At 75.1% G+C, this 16,385-nt stretch carries 17 protein-coding genes; 6 read left to right on the plus strand and 11 right to left on the minus strand.

Annotated features, from left to right (window positions below):
* Nucleotides 1–67 precede the first annotated feature (67 nt).
* Nucleotides 68–865 (minus strand): SDR family NAD(P)-dependent oxidoreductase, encoded by a 798-nt coding sequence (locus tag ACIQBJ_RS34605; RefSeq protein WP_400718702.1) that lies wholly within the window; start codon nt 863–865, stop codon nt 68–70.
* A 118-nt stretch (nt 866–983) separates the two neighbouring features.
* On the opposite strand from ACIQBJ_RS34605, the gene ACIQBJ_RS34610 reads away from it, so the two are divergent.
* The 3 genes from ACIQBJ_RS34610 (at nt 984) to ACIQBJ_RS34620 (ending at nt 3,021) form a co-directional block, all read left to right on the plus strand.
* Complete coding sequence (locus ACIQBJ_RS34610; protein WP_400718703.1) at nt 984–1,619, plus strand: TetR/AcrR family transcriptional regulator; 636 nt, start codon at nt 984–986, stop codon at nt 1,617–1,619.
* A gap of 74 nt (nt 1,620–1,693) precedes the next feature.
* On the plus strand, nt 1,694–2,422 hold the full coding sequence (locus ACIQBJ_RS34615) for a TetR family transcriptional regulator (protein WP_400718704.1): 729 nt from the start codon (nt 1,694–1,696) through the stop codon (nt 2,420–2,422).
* Between the two features lie 89 nt (nt 2,423–2,511).
* Nucleotides 2,512–3,021 (plus strand): GNAT family N-acetyltransferase, encoded by a 510-nt coding sequence (locus tag ACIQBJ_RS34620; protein WP_400718705.1) that lies wholly within the window; start codon nt 2,512–2,514, stop codon nt 3,019–3,021.
* A 50-nt stretch (nt 3,022–3,071) separates the two neighbouring features.
* On the opposite strand, the gene truB is transcribed toward ACIQBJ_RS34620, so the two are convergent.
* From truB to rimP, 8 genes are all read right to left on the minus strand, one after another.
* The gene (truB, locus tag ACIQBJ_RS34625) at nt 3,072–3,977 is read right to left on the minus strand and encodes a tRNA pseudouridine(55) synthase TruB (protein WP_400718706.1); all 906 of its coding nucleotides are present in this window, start codon (nt 3,975–3,977) and stop codon (nt 3,072–3,074) included.
* Nucleotides 3,978–4,071: 94 nt separating this feature from the next.
* Nucleotides 4,072–5,196 (minus strand): bifunctional oligoribonuclease/PAP phosphatase NrnA, encoded by a 1,125-nt coding sequence (locus ACIQBJ_RS34630; protein WP_400718707.1) that lies wholly within the window; start codon nt 5,194–5,196, stop codon nt 4,072–4,074.
* 2 nt (nt 5,197–5,198) lie between these two features.
* Nucleotides 5,199–5,636, minus strand: a complete 438-nt coding sequence (gene rbfA / locus ACIQBJ_RS34635; RefSeq protein ID WP_400718708.1) for a 30S ribosome-binding factor RbfA — start codon at nt 5,634–5,636, stop codon at nt 5,199–5,201.
* Nucleotides 5,637–5,774: 138 nt separating this feature from the next.
* A complete protein-coding gene (locus ACIQBJ_RS34640; RefSeq protein ID WP_400718709.1) occupies nt 5,775–6,071 on the minus strand; it encodes a DUF503 domain-containing protein in 297 nt (98 codons plus the stop codon).
* A gap of 124 nt (nt 6,072–6,195) precedes the next feature.
* On the minus strand, nt 6,196–9,279 hold the full coding sequence (gene infB / locus ACIQBJ_RS34645; protein WP_400718711.1) for a translation initiation factor IF-2: 3,084 nt from the start codon (nt 9,277–9,279) through the stop codon (nt 6,196–6,198).
* Between the two features lie 189 nt (nt 9,280–9,468).
* Nucleotides 9,469–9,771 (minus strand): YlxR family protein, encoded by a 303-nt coding sequence (locus ACIQBJ_RS34650; RefSeq protein WP_400718745.1) that lies wholly within the window; start codon nt 9,769–9,771, stop codon nt 9,469–9,471.
* A 70-nt stretch (nt 9,772–9,841) separates the two neighbouring features.
* Nucleotides 9,842–10,843 carry a transcription termination factor NusA gene (gene nusA / locus ACIQBJ_RS34655; RefSeq protein ID WP_400718712.1) on the minus strand — a complete coding sequence of 334 codons (1,002 nt, stop codon included), beginning with the start codon at nt 10,841–10,843 and terminating at the stop codon, nt 9,842–9,844.
* 2 nt (nt 10,844–10,845) lie between these two features.
* Nucleotides 10,846–11,388, minus strand: coding sequence for a ribosome maturation factor RimP (gene rimP, locus ACIQBJ_RS34660; RefSeq protein WP_400718714.1), 543 nt, complete (start codon nt 11,386–11,388; stop codon nt 10,846–10,848).
* A gap of 249 nt (nt 11,389–11,637) precedes the next feature.
* Here rimP and ACIQBJ_RS34665 point away from each other — a divergent pair, with 249 nt between their 5' ends.
* The 3 genes from ACIQBJ_RS34665 to ACIQBJ_RS34675 are packed head-to-tail and all read left to right on the plus strand — an operon-like array spanning nt 11,638 to nt 14,210.
* Nucleotides 11,638–12,675: a ferritin-like domain-containing protein gene (locus ACIQBJ_RS34665; RefSeq protein WP_400718716.1), complete on the plus strand. Its 1,038-nt coding sequence runs from the start codon at nt 11,638–11,640 to the stop codon at nt 12,673–12,675.
* Between the two features lie 31 nt (nt 12,676–12,706).
* Nucleotides 12,707–13,609: an aminoglycoside phosphotransferase family protein gene (locus ACIQBJ_RS34670; RefSeq protein WP_400718717.1), complete on the plus strand. Its 903-nt coding sequence runs from the start codon at nt 12,707–12,709 to the stop codon at nt 13,607–13,609.
* 49 nt (nt 13,610–13,658) lie between these two features.
* Nucleotides 13,659–14,210, plus strand: coding sequence for a GNAT family N-acetyltransferase (locus ACIQBJ_RS34675; RefSeq protein WP_400718718.1), 552 nt, complete (start codon nt 13,659–13,661; stop codon nt 14,208–14,210).
* 7 nt (nt 14,211–14,217) lie between these two features.
* Here ACIQBJ_RS34675 and ACIQBJ_RS34680 read toward each other — a convergent pair whose 3' ends face one another.
* On the minus strand, nt 14,218–15,060 hold the full coding sequence (locus ACIQBJ_RS34680; protein ID WP_400718746.1) for a GNAT family N-acetyltransferase: 843 nt from the start codon (nt 15,058–15,060) through the stop codon (nt 14,218–14,220).
* 115 nt (nt 15,061–15,175) lie between these two features.
* On the minus strand, nt 15,176–16,336 hold the full coding sequence (gene ispG / locus ACIQBJ_RS34685) for a flavodoxin-dependent (E)-4-hydroxy-3-methylbut-2-enyl-diphosphate synthase (protein WP_400718719.1): 1,161 nt from the start codon (nt 16,334–16,336) through the stop codon (nt 15,176–15,178).
* Between the last annotated feature and the right edge of the window lie 49 nt (nt 16,337–16,385).

Here is a 16,385-nt window from a genome sequence, read left to right on the forward strand (position 1 = left end):
CCACGCCGGGCGGCGACGGGGCGGCGGGAGGCAGCAGGGGCGACGGGGGCGGCAGTCCGACGGCCCGTCAGTTCCCGGGCGCGGGCGCGGCGGTGCGGGTGAAGCGGGCGGCGACGGCGGTGACGGCGCGGCGGGGCAGCAGGCGCGGGGAGGCGGCGGTGAGCCGGTTGAGCAGGCCGTCGACGGCGCTGGGGCGGCCCTTGGCGAGGGCGGCGAGCGCGGTGGCGACCACCTGTTCGGGGGTGCGCTTGGCGCCGGGGCCGGTGACCTCGCCGCCCATCACCTCGAAGAACGGGGTGTCGGTGGCGCCGGGGCAGATCGCCAGCGCCCGCACGCCGGTGCCCTTCAGTTCGTGGGCGAGCGCCTCGGTGAAGGACAGCACGTACGCCTTGGTGGCCCCGTAGACGGCCATGCCGGGCAGCGGCTGGAACGAGGCGGTGCTGGCGACGTTGACCACCGCGCCGCGGCCGCGGGCGACCATGCCGGGCAGCAGGCGGGTGGTGAGTTCGGTGAGGGTCAGGCAGTTCAGCCGGACCTGGGCGGCGACCCGGTCGGGGTCGGCGGCTGCCAGCGGCCCGTGCATGCCGAAGCCGGCGTTGTTGACCAGCACGTCGGGCTCCAGGCCCTGCTCGGCGAGCCGCCGCCGGAGCACGGCGGGGGCGTCGTCGGCGGCCAGGTCCTGGACGAGCACCGCGGCCCGGACGCCGTGCGCGGCGGTCAGTTCGGCGGCGAGGTCGGCGAGCCGCCGCTCGCTGCGGGCGACCAGCACCAGGTCGGCCCCGCGGGCGGCGAGTTCGCGGGCGAAGGCGGCGCCGATGCCGGTGGAGGCGCCGGTGATCAGGGCGGTGCTGCGGGTGAAATCCATCGGGGCTCCCAGGGCGGCGGCGGGCGTGCGCGACCCCCGCATGTTGACGGTGACAACAACTCGAATGTAGTCGCTGCCCACAAAGTGGTCAACGTCAACATTCGCCTATCATGAGCCCATGCGAACGGGCCGCTACCACCACGGGGACCTCCGCGCCGCACTGCTGGCCCAGGCCGAGAAGGCCCTCCAGGAGCACGGGGCGGACGCGCTCTCGCTGCGCGAACTGGCCCGCGACCTGGACGTCAGCCACGCCGCGCCCAGCCGCCACTTCCGCGACAAGCGGGCCCTGCTGGACGCGCTCGCACTGACCGGCATCCAGCGCGTCGCGGCCGCCGCCCGGACCCGCCTCGCCACCGCGGGGTCCGGCTTCGACGCCCGGCTGCGCGCCTTCGCCCGCGCCTACGTGGACTTCGCCGCCGAGCGCCCCGCCCTGCTGGAGCTGACCTTCATCCGCAAGCACGACCCCGCCGTGACGGACGAGCTGCGCACCGCCTGGCAGCCACTGGAGGACGAGGTCGCCCAGGTGGTCGCCCAGGGGCAGCGGGAGGGGCTGGTCCGCCCCGGCGACACCGGGCGGATCTTCCAGCTCCTCTTCACCGCCGTCCACGGCGTCGCCGCCCGCGCCGCCACCGGTACCCTGACCGGCCCCGCCCTCGACCAGGTCCTCGACGACGTCCTCGACCACGTCCTGCGCGGCCTCGCCCCCGCCCCGGGCGACACCCCGCTCACCCCGTCGGCCGTCCCGCCCTGCTGACTCCGCCGACCCTCCGGCGCCCCCGTCCCCGGACAACCTGACGGCCCGTCACCCGGGCCCCGTACCGTGCAGCCATGACTCCCCCGCCCCCGGCCCTCCTCCGGCCTGCCCCGCTCCGCGCGCCCGCCCCGTCCGGCTCCCCGCTCGACCCCACCTCCGGCTCCCCCGCGGGCTCCCCTTCCGCCGCCCCGCCGGAGGCCGCCGGGTCGACCCGCGACCGGGTCGTCGCGGCCGCCACCGCCGAGTTCGCCCGGCACGGGATCGCCGGGGCCCGGGTCGACCGGATCGCCAAGGCCGCCCGCACCAGCAAGGAGCGGGTGTACGCCCACTTCGCCGGCAAGGAGGAGCTGTACCGGCTGGTCTGCGCCCAGGAGCTCGCCGCGGTCGCCCGGGCCGCCCGGCTGGACCCGGCCGACCTGCCCGCCTACGCCGGCCGGCTGCACGACCACTTCACCGCCCACCCGGAGCGCCTGCGTCTGGTCCGCTGGGGGCAGTTGGAGCTCGGCACGGACGGCTCGCCACCCGACGCGGCCCTGCGCCGCGCCACCGCCCGGCGGCTGACCCGGCTGCGCGCCGCCCAGGCCGCGGGGCTGCTCGACCCCGGCTGGGACCCGCAGGACGTCCTGGTCTTCGTCGACCGCCTCGCCACCGCCTGGGCCGACCGCCCCGACCGGCTGCCGACCGCCCCCGGGGAGCGCGCCGCCTTCCTCGCCGCCCGCCGCGCCGCCGTGGTCGCCGCCGTCGAACGCCTCTTCCCGGCCGCCCGCGCGCCCGACGGGAGCCGCCCCACCGCGCTGTCCTGACCGCCGCGGCACCGGCCCACACCCCGGCACCGGCCCGCCCCCGGGAAACCCGCTCGCCCCGGCCGCCCCGCCGGGGCACCATGCCGGGTATGGAGATCAGCCTGGAGCCCTGGTCCGACGCCCACCTCGACCTGCTGCGGCGCATCAACACCCCGCTGATGCGCCGTCACGTCGGCGGCCCGGAGACCCCGGAGCAGCTGCTGGTCCGCCACCGCCGCTACCTCGGGCTCCCGTCCCGGGGCGGCGTGATGTTCGCGGTGCTGGTCGACGGGGCGCCCGCGGGCTCGATCGCCCGCCACCGCCGGGAGTGGCGGGGCGCGGAGATCCACGAGACCGGCTGGAACGTGCTGCCGGAGTTCCAGGGCCGCGGCGTGGCGGTGGCCGCGGGGCGGGCCCTGCTCGCCGAGCTGCGCGCCGCGGTCGCCGCCGACCCGGCCGCGCCGGGCGTGCTGCACGCCTTCCCGGCGGTCGACAACGCGCCCTCCAACGCGCTCTGCGCCCGCCTGGGCTTCACCGGCACCGGCCCGTGCGCCTTCGAGTACCCGCAGGGCTCCGGCCGCTTCCTGCACAGCAACGACTGGCGCCTGGCCGTGCGTTGAGCACCGACGGCCGACGCCGCACCGCCGGCGCCGTACCGCCCGACGCCCCGTCAGCCGACGAAGACCGCCACCGACCGGGCCAGCCCGCCGCGCTCCTCGACCAGTGCCAGGAACCGCCCGTCCGGGCCGAAGACCGCGATCGGCCCGTCCGCGTCCAGCCCGGGCGCGGGCAGCCGCATGCCGTTGGAGAGCAGCCGGGCCTGTTCGGCGTCCACGTCCCAGCGCGGGAAGGCGGCGGCCGCGGCCTCGGCGATCGGCAGCACCTCCAGCTTCTCCTCCAGCTGCTCCAGGGTGTGCGCCGACTCGACGGAGTACGGCCCGACCCTGGTGCGCCGCAGCATCGTCAGGTGGCCGCCGACGCCGAGCGCCGCGCCCAGGTCGCGGGCCAGCGCCCGGATGTAGGTGCCGGAGGAGCACTCGACGGTGACGTCCAGGTCGAGCACCGGCGTGCCGTCCTCGGCGACCGCGGGGCGGACCTCGTGCACCGTGAAGGAGTGCACCGTGGTGGGCCGGGCGGCGAGCTCGAACTCCTCGCCCTCGCGCACCCGCGCGTACGAGCGCTTCCCGTCGATCTTGATCGCGCTGACCTTGGACGGCACCTGCATGATCTCGCCGGTGAGCCGGGCGACCTCCGCGTCGACCGCCTCCCGGGCCACCCCGTCGGCCGGGACGGAGGCGGTGACCTCGCCCTCCCGGTCGTCGGTGATCGTGGTCTGCCCGAGCCGGATCGTCGCCTCGTAGGTCTTGGCGGTGAGCATCAGGTGCCCGAGCAGCCGGGTGGCCCGCTCGACGCCGATCACCAGCACGCCGGTGGCCATCGGGTCCAGGGTCCCGGCGTGCCCGACCTTCCGGGTGCCGGCCAGCCACCGGAGCTTGGCGACCACCCCGTGCGAGGTGATGCCCTCCGGCTTGTCGACGATCACCAGCCCGTCGGGGCCCGTCCCTTTACGCTTCATCGCTTCATCATCGTTTCAAGTCCGCGCGCGCCAGCGCGCCGCCGCTGCCGCACGCACCACCGCGGCCGCGGCCCGTCCACCGAACCGGACGAGCCTAGCGCGCGCTCTCCTCCGCCAGCGCCACCCGGAACCGCTCCACGGTGGCCTCCACGGCCTCCCGGGCGCTGAACCCGGCCGCGTACACGTGCCCGCCGCCGCCCATCCGGGCGCACACCGCGGCCACGTCGACCGCGCCCCGGGAGCGGCAGGAGCCGCGCAGCGTGCCGTCCGGGTCCTGCTTGAGCACCAGCGCGACGTCCGCCTCGGCGGGCTTGCGCAGCACGTCGATCAGGCCCTCGATCTCCTCGACGGTGACGCCGAACAGCGCCAGGTCCTGGTACGGCACCCAGGTCCACACCAGCCCGTGCCCGCCGGCCTCCCCGGGCTCGAACGCGGCCCGCTCCAGCGCCCCGGCCAGCACCTTCAGGTAGCCGAACGAGGTGGTGTCCCAGAGCTGGCGGGAGATCAGGTCGTGCCGGATGCCGGTGGCCAGCATCCGCCCGGCCATCTCGTGCGTGGCGGGCGTGGTGGCCCGGTACTTGAACGAGCCGGTGTCGGTGGCGATGCCGGTGTACAGGCAGGTCGCGATCGCCTGGTCCAGCGGCACCCGCAGCCGCCGCAGCAGCTCGTCCACCAGCACGGCGGTGGCGGGCGCGGACGGGTCGATCAGCCGGACGGTGCCGAAGCCCGGGTTGGAGGCGTGGTGGTCGAGGACCACCAGCTCCTCGGCGGCGAACGCCTTGTCCCGGAGCAGTCCGAGCCGGTCCTCGGAGGCGGCGTCGAAGGCCAGCACCAGGGCGGGCCGGTCCGGCACCGCGGCGGCGGGCACGATCAGCTCCTGCCCGGGCAGGAAGGACAGCGACTCCGGGATCACCTGCGGGTCGTCGCCGAACGACACCCGCACCCGCTTGCCCAGGCCGCGCAGCGCCAGCCCGGCGGCCAGCGCCGAGCCGAGCGCGTCGCCGTCGGGGGCGATGTGGCAGATCAGGTCGATCGGGTCGCAGCCCGCGACCAGTTCCACGGCCCGGGCCCACTGCGCCTCGAACGGGCCGCCCGCCGACTCCGCGCCGGAGTCGCCCGACGACCCGCTGCGCGGGCCCGGAAGCACCGCGAGGGCGGTCTCCACCTCAACGGTGGAAACCGCCCCCGCGGCACCGGACTCGGCCGGCTCCCCGGCCATCGTCACTCGTCCTCGTCGTCGTCGCGCGCCGCCTTGTAGGGGTCGGCGTCACCGGCGTACGCGGCCCCGGCGGCGGCCGTGCGGACCGCGGCGTCGGAGAGCCGCGCCTTGTCCAGCAGGTCGTCGATGTTCCGGGCGTTGTCCGGCAGTGCGTCGGCCACGAAGGTCAGGGTCGGCGTGAACCGGACCCCGGTCTGCTTGCCGACCTCGGAGCGCAGGATGCCCTTGGCGCTCTCCAGCGCGGCCGCGCTGGACTCGCGCTCCGCCTCGTCACCGTAGACGGTGTAGAAGACGGTGGCCTCGCGCAGGTCGCCCGTCACCCGGGCGTCGGTGATGGTGACGTACCCGAGTCGCGGGTCCTTGATCCGGCGCTGCAGGGTCTCCGCCACGACCACCTGGATGCGGTCGGCGAGCTTGCGCGCCCTAGCGGTGTCGGTCACGTTGCCTCCTCGTGCAATGGGCGCGTACCCGGGTCATGACCACTCCCGGAGGGGCCCTCTCCCCAACGTACCCGCCCGCGCCCAGCCTTGTGGGCGCTCTCGGTCCGGTGCGGGTGTGACAGTGGTGACTCCCGCAGGTCATTCGTCGTCGTCGTGGTGGTGGCGCCTCCGGACGGAGAGCAGCATCACCTCGGGGCGGCCGGCGACCAGCCGCTCGCAGCTGTCCAGGATCTCGTTGACGTACCCGGCGTCGCCGGACACCACCGCACAGCCGATCTCGGCCCTGCGGTGCAGATCCTGGTTCCCTACCTCGGCAGCGCACACGCTGTACTTGCGCTGCAGTTCGGCCACGATGGGCCGCACGATCGACCGCTTCTCCTTGAGCGAGTGCACGTCGCCGAGGAGCAGGTCGAAGGTGAGTGTTCCTACGAACATGTGGGACAGGCCTGGGCCGGCCTGGGAGCCTCGAAGGGTTTCCGACAGGCCCCGACCCTAACAAGCGCGGCCGGGGCCGGTCGACGGGATAAACACCCGCCGACCGGCCCCGGTCAGGCCCCCGTTACGAGCGGGGCTTCTCCCGCATCTCGTAGGTCTCGATGACGTCCTCGACCTTGATGTCGTTGAACGAACCGAGCGTGACACCGGCCTCGAAGCCCTCGCGGACCTCGGTGGCGTCGTCCTTGAAGCGGCGCAGGCCCTCGATGTTGAGGTTCTCCGCCACGACCTTGCCGTCGCGCAGCAGGCGCGCCTTGGTGTTGCGGCGGATGATGCCCTCGCGGACGAGGACACCCGCGATGTTGCCGAACTTGGAGGAGCGGAACACCTCGCGGATCTCCGCGGAGCCGAGGCGCACCTCCTCGTACTCGGGCTTGAGCAGGCCCTTGAGCGCCGCCTCGATCTCCTCGATCGCCTGGTAGATGACCGAGTAGTAGCGGATGTCGACGCCCTCGCGCTCGGCCGCGGTGCGCGCACGGCCCTCGGCGCGCACGTTGAAGCCGATGATGATGGCGTCCGAGCCCATCGCCAGGTCCACGTCGGACTCGGTGATGGCACCCACACCGCGGTGCAGGACCCGCAGCTCGACCTCTTCGCCCACGTCCAGCTTGACGAGGGCGTCCTCGAGGGCTTCGACGGAACCGGAGACGTCACCCTTGATGATGAGGTTGAGCTTCTCGATGTTGCCGGCGGCCAGCGCGGCCTCGAAGCCCTCCAGCGACACGCGGACGCGGCGCTGGGCCATCGAGGCGTTGCGGTCGCGGGCGGCGCGCTTCTCGGCGATCTGGCGGGCGGTGCGGTCCTCGTCGACGACGATGAAGCTGTCGCCGGCGCGGGGCACCGAGGTCAGACCGAGCAGCAGCACCGGACGGGACGGGCCGGCCTCGGTGAGGCTGTTGCCGTTCTCGTCCAGCATCGCGCGGACGCGGCCGTAGGAGTCGCCGACCACGATCGAGTCGCCGACCCGCAGGGTGCCGCGCTGGACGAGCAGCGTCGCCATGGCGCCGCGGCCCTTGTCCAGGTGGGCCTCGATCGCGATGCCCTGCGCGTCCTGCTCCGGGTTGGCCCGGAGGTCGAGCGAGGCGTCCGCGGTCAGGACCACGGCCTCCAGCAGTTCCTCGATGTTGAGGCCCTGGCGGGCGGAGATGTCGACGAACATGGTGTCGCCGCCGTACTCCTCGGCCACCAGACCGAACTCGGTCAGCTGGCCGCGGACCTTGGTCGGGTCGGCGCCCTCGACGTCGATCTTGTTGACCGCGACCACGATCGGCACGCCGGCGGCCTTGGCGTGGTTCAACGCCTCGACCGTCTGCGGCATGACGCCGTCGTTGGCCGCGACCACCAGGATCGCGATGTCGGTGGACTTGGCACCACGGGCACGCATGGCGGAGAACGCCTCGTGACCCGGGGTGTCGAGGAAGGTGATCGGGCGCTGCTCGCCGTTCACCTCGGTGACCACCTGGTAGGCACCGATGTGCTGGGTGATGCCGCCGGCCTCGCCCGCGACCACGTTGGTCTTGCGGATCGCGTCGAGCAGGCGGGTCTTGCCGTGGTCGACGTGACCCATGACGGTGACCACCGGCGGACGCGCGGCGAGCATCTCCTCGTCGCCCTCGTCGACACCGAAGTCGATGTCGAACGACTCCAGCAGCTCGCGGTCCTCGTCGTCCCGGCTGACGATCTCCAGCACGAAGCCCATCTCGTCGGCCAGCAGCTGCAGCGTGGCGTCGGAGACCGACTGGGTGGCGGTGACCATCTCACCGAGGTTGAACATCACCGAGACGAGCGCCGCCGGGTTGGCGTTGATCTTCTCCGCGAAGTCCGTCAGCGAAGCGCCGCGCGAGAGGCGAACGGTCGAACCGTTGCCGCGCGGCAGCATCACGCCGCCGACGGACGGGGCCTGCATGGCCTCGTACTCCTGGCGCTTCGCGCGCTTCGACTTGCGACCGCGGGCCGGACGGCCACCGGGGCCGCGACCGAACGCGCCCTGCGTGCCACCACGGGCACCCGGGCCGCCGGGACGACCGCCGAAGCCACCGGGACGGGCACCGCCGCCACCGAAGCCGCCACCGCCGCCACCGGCGCCGCCACCCGGACGGGGGCCGCCGAAGCCGCCGCCGGCCGGACGCGAGCCCGGACCGGCCGGACGGCCCTGGAAGCCGGGACGGGCACCGCCCGGAGCACCCGGACGCGCACCGGGGCCACCCGGACGCGCACCGGCACCCGGACCCGGGCGCGGGCCCGGACGCTGCGGCATCATGCCGGGGTTCGGACGGGGCATCCCGGACGGGCTCGGCGCACCGGGGCGCGGAGCGGCCGGACGGGGCATCCCGTCGGGACGCGGCGCACCGGCGCCCGGGCCACCGGGACGCGGGGCGCCACCGGGACGGGGACCGCGCTCACCGGCGGGCGCACCGCCCGGACGCGGCGCACCGGCGCCCGGACCACCCGGACGCGGGGCGTTGCCGCCGGGACGGGGACCGCGCTCACCGGAACCCGGCGCACCGGCCGGACGGGGACCGCGCTCGCCACCGGGACGGGGGCCGCGGTCACCCGCGGGCGCACCACCCGGACGCGGGGAGGACGGCCGGGCCATGCCCGACGCGCCGCCCGAGGTGAAGGGGTTGTTGCCCGGACGCGGACCGGCCGGACGCGGGCCCGGACGGGCCGCGGGGTTGGCCGGGGCCGGCCGCGGGGCGGCCGGACGCGCCGGAGCCTCGCCGGCCGGGGCCGGGGAGGAGAACTCCGCCGCCGGCGCCGGAGCGGCCGGGGCGGGCGCCGCCGGGCGCGGAGCCGGGGCGGGCGCACCCGCGGGCTTCGGCGCGGCGGGCGCGGGGGTGGGACGGGGGCCCGGCGCCGCCGCAGCGGGACGCGGGCCGGGGGTGGGGGCACCCGGCTTGGGTGCGGCCGAACCGGCACCGCCGGACGGCTGGGGCGCCGCGGGCTTCCGCGGGCCAGGCTTCGCGGAGGACGCGCCGCCGGACGGCGGGGTCGCTCCCAAAGCGTCAGTCAGCTTGCGCACGACCGGCGCCTCGATCGTCGAGGACGCCGAACGCACGAACTCGCCCAGCTCGGTGAGCTTGGCCATGACGGCCTTGCTCTCCAGACCCAGCTCCTTGGCGAGCTCGTATACCCGGACCTTAGCCACTTCGCTCCTGTCTATGCGTCCGGGGTATTCGTCCGCCGGACTGCCGTTACTTCATGGGCGTACTCATCGCGTACTCATCGAGTGCTCATCGCAATCTCGACCTACTTCCATCTCGCGAGGTACCTGACTGGGGCGCACGGCGGCGTACCTCCGCCGTGCACTGGTGCGTGTTGCCGGGCGCGGTGCCCGTCAGCGGACCGACTGCCCGTCGGCCGGCGCCACTCCTGCCCCGACGTGCTCCCGCAGGGCGCCGGGGTCGAGCGTGCCCTGGACCCGGAGGGCCCTCGGGAACGCCCGGCGGCGGACCGCGAGGTCGAGGCAGGCCGGATCGGGGTGGAGATACGCGCCCCGGCCCGGCCGTGTGCCGCGGGGATCGGGGACGCACTCGCCCTCGCCCGCCACGACACGCAGCAGCTCGTGCTTGGCCGCTCGCTTGCGGCAGCCCACGCAGGTGCGTTCAGGGCGTGCGCGGACATGCGTCCGGCCAGACACGTTCAAGTCTACCCCTCCGAAGGGACTCGCCGCCGCCGAGTAGATCTCCGGAGGCTCATGACAACACTTGCTACCGGGCGGCCGATTCCTCGACCGGGGCCTCGGTGTCCGGACGGATGTCGATCCGCCAGCCGGTCAGCCGGGCCGCGAGGCGGGCGTTCTGGCCCTCCTTGCCGATCGCCAGCGACAGCTGGTAGTCCGGCACGATCACCCGGGCCGAGCGCTGGGCCAGGTCGACGATCTCCACCTTCGTCACCCGCGCGGGCGACAGCGCGGCGGCGACCATCTCCGCCGGGTCCTCCGACCAGTCGACGATGTCGATCTTCTCGCCGTGCAGCTCGGACATCACGGTGCGCACCCGCATGCCGTTCGGGCCGATGCAGGCGCCCTTGGCGTTCAGGCCCTGGCGGCGCGACCAGACCGCGATCTTGGTGCGGTGGCCGGCCTCGCGGGCGATCGCGGCGATCTCCACCGAGCCGTCCGCGATCTCCGGGACCTCCAGCGCGAACAGGCGCTTCACCAGGTTCGGGTGGGTCCGCGACAGGGTGACCGACGGGCCGCGCACACCGCGCCGCACGCCGACCACGTAGCACTTCAGCCGGGTGCCGTGCGCGTACACCTCCCCGGGGACCTGCTCCTGCGGGGGCAGGATGGCCTCCAGCTTGCCGATGTCGACCAGCACGCTCTTCGGGTCGTTGCCCTGCTGGACGACACCGGTGACGATGTCGCCCTCCTTGCCCGCGTACTCGCCGAAGGTCTGGTCGTCCGCGGCGTCCCGCAGGCGCTGCAGGATGACCTGCTTGGCGGTGGAGGCGGCGATCCGGCCGAAGCCCGACGGGGTGTCGTCGAACTCCTTCGGCTCGACGCCCTCCTCCAGCTCGGAGGCGTCCTCCAGGGCCCAGACCGTCACGTGGCCGGTCTTGCGGTTCAGCTCCACCCGCGCCCGGCGGCGCGAGCCCTCGGTGCGGTGGTACGCGATGAGGAGGGCCGACTCGATCGACTCGACCAGCAGGTCGAACGGCACGCCCTTCTCGGTGACCAGCCCGCGCAGGGCACTCATGTCGATGTCCACGACTACGCCTCCTCTTCCTCTTCGTCCGTGTCCGCGATGTCGGCGGCGGCGTCGATGGTTTCCTCGTCCTTGCGGTTGAACTCGACCTGCACCCGGGCCCGCGCGATCTCCGCGAACTCCAGTCGGCGCTCCTTGGGGCGGCCGCGCCCCTTGACCGGCTGCACCTCGACCAGCGCGCCGTCCTCGTCGCTCTCCAGCACCCGCGCGGTCAGCTCCGCGCCGTCCACCAGCTTGATCGCCGCCAGTCGGCCGGTCGCCCGGCGCCAGTGCCGCGGCTCGTTCAGCGGGCGCTCGGCGCCCGGCGAACCGACCTCCAGCAGGTACGGGGCGGCGCCCATCAGGTCCGACTCGTCCAGCGCCTGGCCCACCAGGCGGGAGAAGTCGGCGATCGCGTCGAGGTCGACGCCCTCGTCGGAGTCCACGTCGATCTGCACCTGGCGGCGGCTGCCGGCCTGGGTCACCTTGACCTCTTCGAGGTCCAGCCCGGCTTCGGCGGCCAGCGGCTCCAACAACGCGCGCAGCCGGTCGGTGGGGGTGGTGCTCATCCGGGTGACTCCTCGGCCGCGTCTGCTGTTGTCGAAGGTGCTAACTCACCGCGAAGCCTATCGGGTCGGAGGCCGAACCACCGATTCCGACCCCGGCCCGGACCACCCCGCTGCGAGCAAGGTCACAACCGCCGGATACCGTCCGAGGTCCAGCAGCAGACCGTGCTGATCCGGTAAAGATTCCTCCCGACGGGGGCACACCGTCCCCACCGACCCCCACCGACCCCCACCGACCACGCTGGAGCACCGATGCCCGCGCCCACACGGCGGACCTTCCTGGCCCTCGGGGCGTTCGCCGGGCTGCTCCCGCTGGCCGCCTGCACCGGCGGTGGCGGCGACCGGCCGCCCCGCCCGCGGGAGCAGGACCCGGACACCGCGCTGAGGCTCCGTCAGCTCGCCGCCACCGACGCCCTGCTGGCCGACTACGACGCCGTCGCCGCGGCGGCGGGCCCCGCGGACGCGGCCCGGCTCACCGACCTGCGCGAGGACCTGGTCCAGCACCGCGAGGCGCTGGCCCGGACGCTGCCCCCGTCCGCCGCCCCGTCGGCCTCGGCTTCGGCCTCCGCCCCGGCCCCGGCGCGCGGTGTCGCCGAGCTGGCCGCCGCCGAACGGCGCACCGTCGGCCTGCGCCTCGCCGACCTGGCCGCCGCCTCCCCGGAGCTGGCCCGGACCCTCGCCGCGGTGGCCGCCTCCGGCGCGGCCCACACCGCCGCGCTCGGCGACACCGGGGCCTTCGACGCCGCGGCGCCCGCCCCGTCCGGCTCCGCGCCCGCCCCGTCCGGCTCCGGCTCCGGCTCCGCGCCCGCCCCGTCGGGGTCCGCGTCCGCCCCGTCGCCGGCGAGTGCCGACACCGCGGCGCTGCAGGCGGCGCTGGCCGCCGAGCACGCCGCCGTGTACGGGTACGGCGTGGTGGGTGCCTTCCTCCCGGTCGGGCCGCAGCGCGAGGACGGCCGCGCCGCGTACGCCGCCCACCAGGCCCGGCGCGACGGCTGGCAGCGCCTGCTGGCCGGCCGGGGCGCCTCCCCCGCCGCGGCGGCGGCCGGCTACCGGCTGCCGTTCCCGGTCAAGGACGCCGCCGGCGCGGCGCAGCTCGCCGCCCACCTGGAGATCCAGCTCACCGCCTCCTACGCCGACCTGGCCGCCACCGCCGCGTTCCGCGCCGAGGGTGCCGCCGCGCTCCGCGAGTGCGCGCTGCGCGCCGCCCACTGGGGCGCGGACCTGCCCGCCCTGCCGGGGATCACCGAGGCGGCGGGGTCGACGGGGCCGACGGGGAGCGCTGCGCCCTGAGCGCCCCGGCCGGTGCCCGATAATCGGTCCCATGTCGGCACAATCTGCGCAGTTCACCGTCCCCGGGCGGCTGGTCGGGTCGGTCCGGGCAGCGGCGGACCCCGCCGGGGAGGTCTGGCTGGCGGCGCTGCCCGGCCTGCTCGCCCGGCGGGTGGCCGACTGGGGGCTGGTGCCCGAACGGGTGCTGGAGCCGGGCGGGCGGGGCAGCGTACTGCTCTACGCGCACCGGGCGGCGGACCGCTCCCCCGTGGCGGTGAAGGCGGCCCGCCCCTCGGCGGAGGCCGCGGCGCTGCGGGCCTGGGCGGGGCGGGGCACGGTGCTGCTGCTGGACGAGGCGGACGGGGCGCTGCTGCTGGAGCGCCTGCACGGGGAGGTCCCGCTGCGTTCGCTGGCGGAGGCGAAGGCGATGCTGGAGGCGACCAGCCTGCTGCGCCGGCTGTGGGTGGCGGCCCCGGCGGGGCACGGTTTCGAGACCCTGCCGGAGCGGGCCGCCCGGATCGCCGCCCGGGTCGCGGAGCGCCGGGCGCTGCCCGCCGCCGCGGACGCCGCGCCGCTGGTGGACGAGGCGCTGGAGGCGGTGGCGCTGGCCGGGGACGGCGGCGACTGGCTGCTGCACGGGGCGTTCCACCACGGGCGGGTGCTGGCGGCGGAGCGGGCCCCGTGGCTGGCGGTCGGCCCGCGCCCGGTGGTCGGCGACCGGGCCTTCGACCTGGCCCGGCTGGTGCTGGACCGGGTGGACACGCTGGCGGCCTCGCCGGGGCCGCGCGGCGCGGCGCGGCGGCGGCTGCGGCAGCTCTCCGAGGCGGTGGAGCTGCCCGTCGAGCGGGTCCGGGCGTGGACGCTGCTGCGGGCGGTGGACGCCGCGCTGGGGGCGCTCGCGGCGGGGGACGCGGCGGGCGCGGAGCTCCGTCTGGAGTTCGCGTCCTGGCTGTGAGGCCGGGGTGCGGCACCGGGTGGGACGGCAGGTAGTAACGTCCCGCTTCATGGAGCAGCTCACCGGGGTGACGATCGAGGCCATCGACCTGGCGGCGTGGGCGCCGACCGTGCTGGAGGTGCAGGCGGTCGCGTTCGGGCTGGGGCCGCAGGAGGTGGCGGTGCGGCTGCCGATCGTGGGCCGGCACGCCCTGCAGCCGGGGGTGGTGGCGCTGGGGGCGATGGCGCAGGGCCGACTGGTGGGCTTCGGGTACGGGATGCCGAACCGGCGCGACCACTGGTGGTCGACGGTGATCGAGCCGTACCTGGCGGCGCGCGGCCACGAGGACTGGCTGGACGGGGTGTTCGCGGTGACGGAGCTGCACGTGCTGCCGGAGTTCCAGGGCCTGGGGGTGGGCACCCGGCTGATCCGCTCGCTGTGCGGGCGCTCGGGTCTTGACCGGTCGATCCTGTCGGCGATCGACGCGGAGACCCCGGCCCGCCGGCTGTACCGCTCGCTCGGCTACCGGGACCTGGCGCCGGCGGTGCGCTTCCCGAACACGGCGCGCCCGTACGCGGTGATGGGCGCGCACCTGCCGCTGCGCGACCCGGCGGGGTGCTGACGGGGCGTCAGAACAGCACGCTCATGAACGCGCCGACCTCGCGGAAGCCGACCCGGCGGTAGGCGGCGCGGGCCCGGAGGTTGAAGTCGTTGACGTACAGCGAGACCACGGGGGCGACCTCGGCGAGCGCGGTGTTGACCACGGCGGCCATGCCGGTCTCGGAGTGGCCGCGGCCGCGGTGCTCGGGGGCGACCCAGACGCCCTGGATCTGGCAGGCCCCGACGGTGACGGCGCCGATCTCGGCCTTGAAGACGACCTTGCCGTCCTCGTCGAAGCGGGCGAACGACCGTCCGGTGGAGACCAGTTCGGCGACCCTGGCCTGGTAGAGCAGTCCGCCGTCGCCGGCCAGCGGGGAGATGCCGACCTCCTCGGTGAACATGGCCACGCAGGCGGGCATCAGCGCCTCGATCTCGTTCCGCCGGACCCGGCGCACCAGCGGGTCGGCCTCGACCTCGGTGACGGGCACGGAGGTGGCCATCAGCGGCTGGTGGGCGCGGACGTCGCGGGCGGGGCCCCAGGAACGCTCCAGCAGGGCCCAGAGGGTGGCGGTGGCCTCGGCGGGGCCGACGATGGAGGAGCAACGGCGGCCCTGTCGGCGGGCCCGCTCGGCGAAGGCGCGGACGGCCTCGGGCCCGGCGCCGACGGGGACCAGGTTGGCGCCCGCGTAGCAGAGCGCGTCGAGCCGGCCCTCGGCGTCGTACCAGCCCCACATCTCGCCGCCGAGCCGCCACGGGTCGAGGCCGACGGCCTCCACCCGGGTGGCGACGAAGGCGTTGGCGACCGGGTCGCGGCGCAGGATCTCCAGCGCCGCGTCGAGGTCGGGGGTCTCCAGCACGCGGGTCGCGGCCAGGGCCCGGGCGACCTGGAAGGGGCCGGGCAGCGTCACGCCTCGGTCGAGCACGGGGGCACCTCTCGGACAGGCGGGGCCGCCGCGCAGGGCGGCCCCGCCGGGGGACTTCAGACCGTCACTCGGCGGCCACGACGACGGGGGCGCCGGATTCCACGCCCTCCTCCAGCATCTGCTCGGCCAGCTTCATGGCCTCCTCGATCAGGGTCTCGACGATCTTCGACTCGGGGACGGTCTTGATCACCTCGCCCTTGACGAAGATCTGGCCCTTGCCGTTGCCGGAGGCGACGCCGAGGTCGGCCTCGCGGGCCTCGCCGGGGCCGTTGACGACGCAGCCCATGACGGCGACCCGGAGCGGCACCTCCATGCCCTCCAGGCCGGCGGTGACCTCCTCTGCGAGCTTGTAGACGTCCACCTGGGCGCGGCCGCAGGACGGGCAGGAGACGATCTCCAGGCCGCGCTGGCGGAGGTTCAGCGACTCCAGGATCTGGATGCCGACCTTGATCTCCTCGGCCGGCGGGGCGGACAGCGAGACCCGGATGGTGTCGCCGATGCCCTCGGCGAGCAGCGCGCCGAACGCCACCGCGGACTTGATGGTGCCCTGGAAGGCGGGGCCGGCCTCGGTGACGCCGAGGTGCAGCGGGTAGTCGCAGGCGGCGGCGAGCTGGCGGTAGGCGTTGATCATCACGACCGGGTCGTTGTGCTTGACCGAGATCTTGATGTCGCGGAAGTCGTGCTCCTCGAACAGCGAGCACTCCCAGAGCGCGGACTCGACCAGCGCCTCGGGGGTGGCGCGGCCGTACTTCTCCAGCAGGCGCTTGTCGAGCGAGCCGGCGTTGACGCCGATCCGGATCGGGACGCCGGCGCCCTTGGCGGCCTTGGCGATCTCGCCGACCTTGTCGTCGAACGCCTTGATGTTGCCGGGGTTGACCCGGACGGCGGCGCAGCCGGCGTCGATCGCGGCGAACACGTACTTCGGCTGGAAGTGGATGTCGGCGATCACCGGGATCTGCGACTTCTTCGCGATGATCGGCAGCGCGTCGGCGTCGTCCTGGGAGGGGACGGCGACCCGGACGATCTGGCAGCCCGAGGCGGTCAGCTGGGCGATCTGCTGGAGCGTCGCGTTGATGTCGGAGGTGAGCGTGGTGGTCATCGACTGCACCGAGACGGGCGCGTCGCCGCCGACCGGCACGTTGCCGACCATGATCTGACGCGAGTGTCGGCGCTGGGCCAGCGGCTTCAGCGGCAGGGAAGGGATACCGAGCGAGATCGCGGTCATGTGTGCGGTGTTTCCTCTGGAGAGGTTCGGTGTGCCGGGCGGGCCTTGT

It is taken from the genome of Kitasatospora sp. NPDC088391 (assembly GCF_044753345.1).
GTDB lineage: Bacteria > Actinomycetota > Actinomycetes > Streptomycetales > Streptomycetaceae > Kitasatospora.

Excerpts from the sequence above, each read along its gene's own strand:
- truB (WP_400718706.1), bottom strand. The coding sequence starts at position 3,977 with ATGAAGCGTAAAGGGACGGGCCCCGACGGGCTGGTGATCGTCGACAAG.
- ACIQBJ_RS34665 (WP_400718716.1), top strand. The coding sequence starts at position 11,638 with ATGCCCGCGCCCACACGGCGGACCTTCCTGGCCCTCGGGGCGTTCGCC.
- ispG (WP_400718719.1), bottom strand. The coding sequence starts at position 16,336 with ATGACCGCGATCTCGCTCGGTATCCCTTCCCTGCCGCTGAAGCCGCTG.
- ACIQBJ_RS34610 (WP_400718703.1), top strand. The coding sequence starts at position 984 with ATGCGAACGGGCCGCTACCACCACGGGGACCTCCGCGCCGCACTGCTG.
- ACIQBJ_RS34670 (WP_400718717.1), top strand. The coding sequence starts at position 12,707 with ATGTCGGCACAATCTGCGCAGTTCACCGTCCCCGGGCGGCTGGTCGGG.
- ACIQBJ_RS34605 (WP_400718702.1), bottom strand. The coding sequence starts at position 865 with ATGGATTTCACCCGCAGCACCGCCCTGATCACCGGCGCCTCCACCGGC.
- ACIQBJ_RS34640 (WP_400718709.1), bottom strand. The coding sequence starts at position 6,071 with ATGTTCGTAGGAACACTCACCTTCGACCTGCTCCTCGGCGACGTGCAC.
- ACIQBJ_RS34620 (WP_400718705.1), top strand. The coding sequence starts at position 2,512 with ATGGAGATCAGCCTGGAGCCCTGGTCCGACGCCCACCTCGACCTGCTG.
- ACIQBJ_RS34630 (WP_400718707.1), bottom strand. The coding sequence starts at position 5,196 with ATGGCCGGGGAGCCGGCCGAGTCCGGTGCCGCGGGGGCGGTTTCCACC.
- ACIQBJ_RS34675 (WP_400718718.1), top strand. The coding sequence starts at position 13,659 with ATGGAGCAGCTCACCGGGGTGACGATCGAGGCCATCGACCTGGCGGCG.
- rimP (WP_400718714.1), bottom strand. The coding sequence starts at position 11,388 with ATGAGCACCACCCCCACCGACCGGCTGCGCGCGTTGTTGGAGCCGCTG.
- ACIQBJ_RS34615 (WP_400718704.1), top strand. The coding sequence starts at position 1,694 with ATGACTCCCCCGCCCCCGGCCCTCCTCCGGCCTGCCCCGCTCCGCGCG.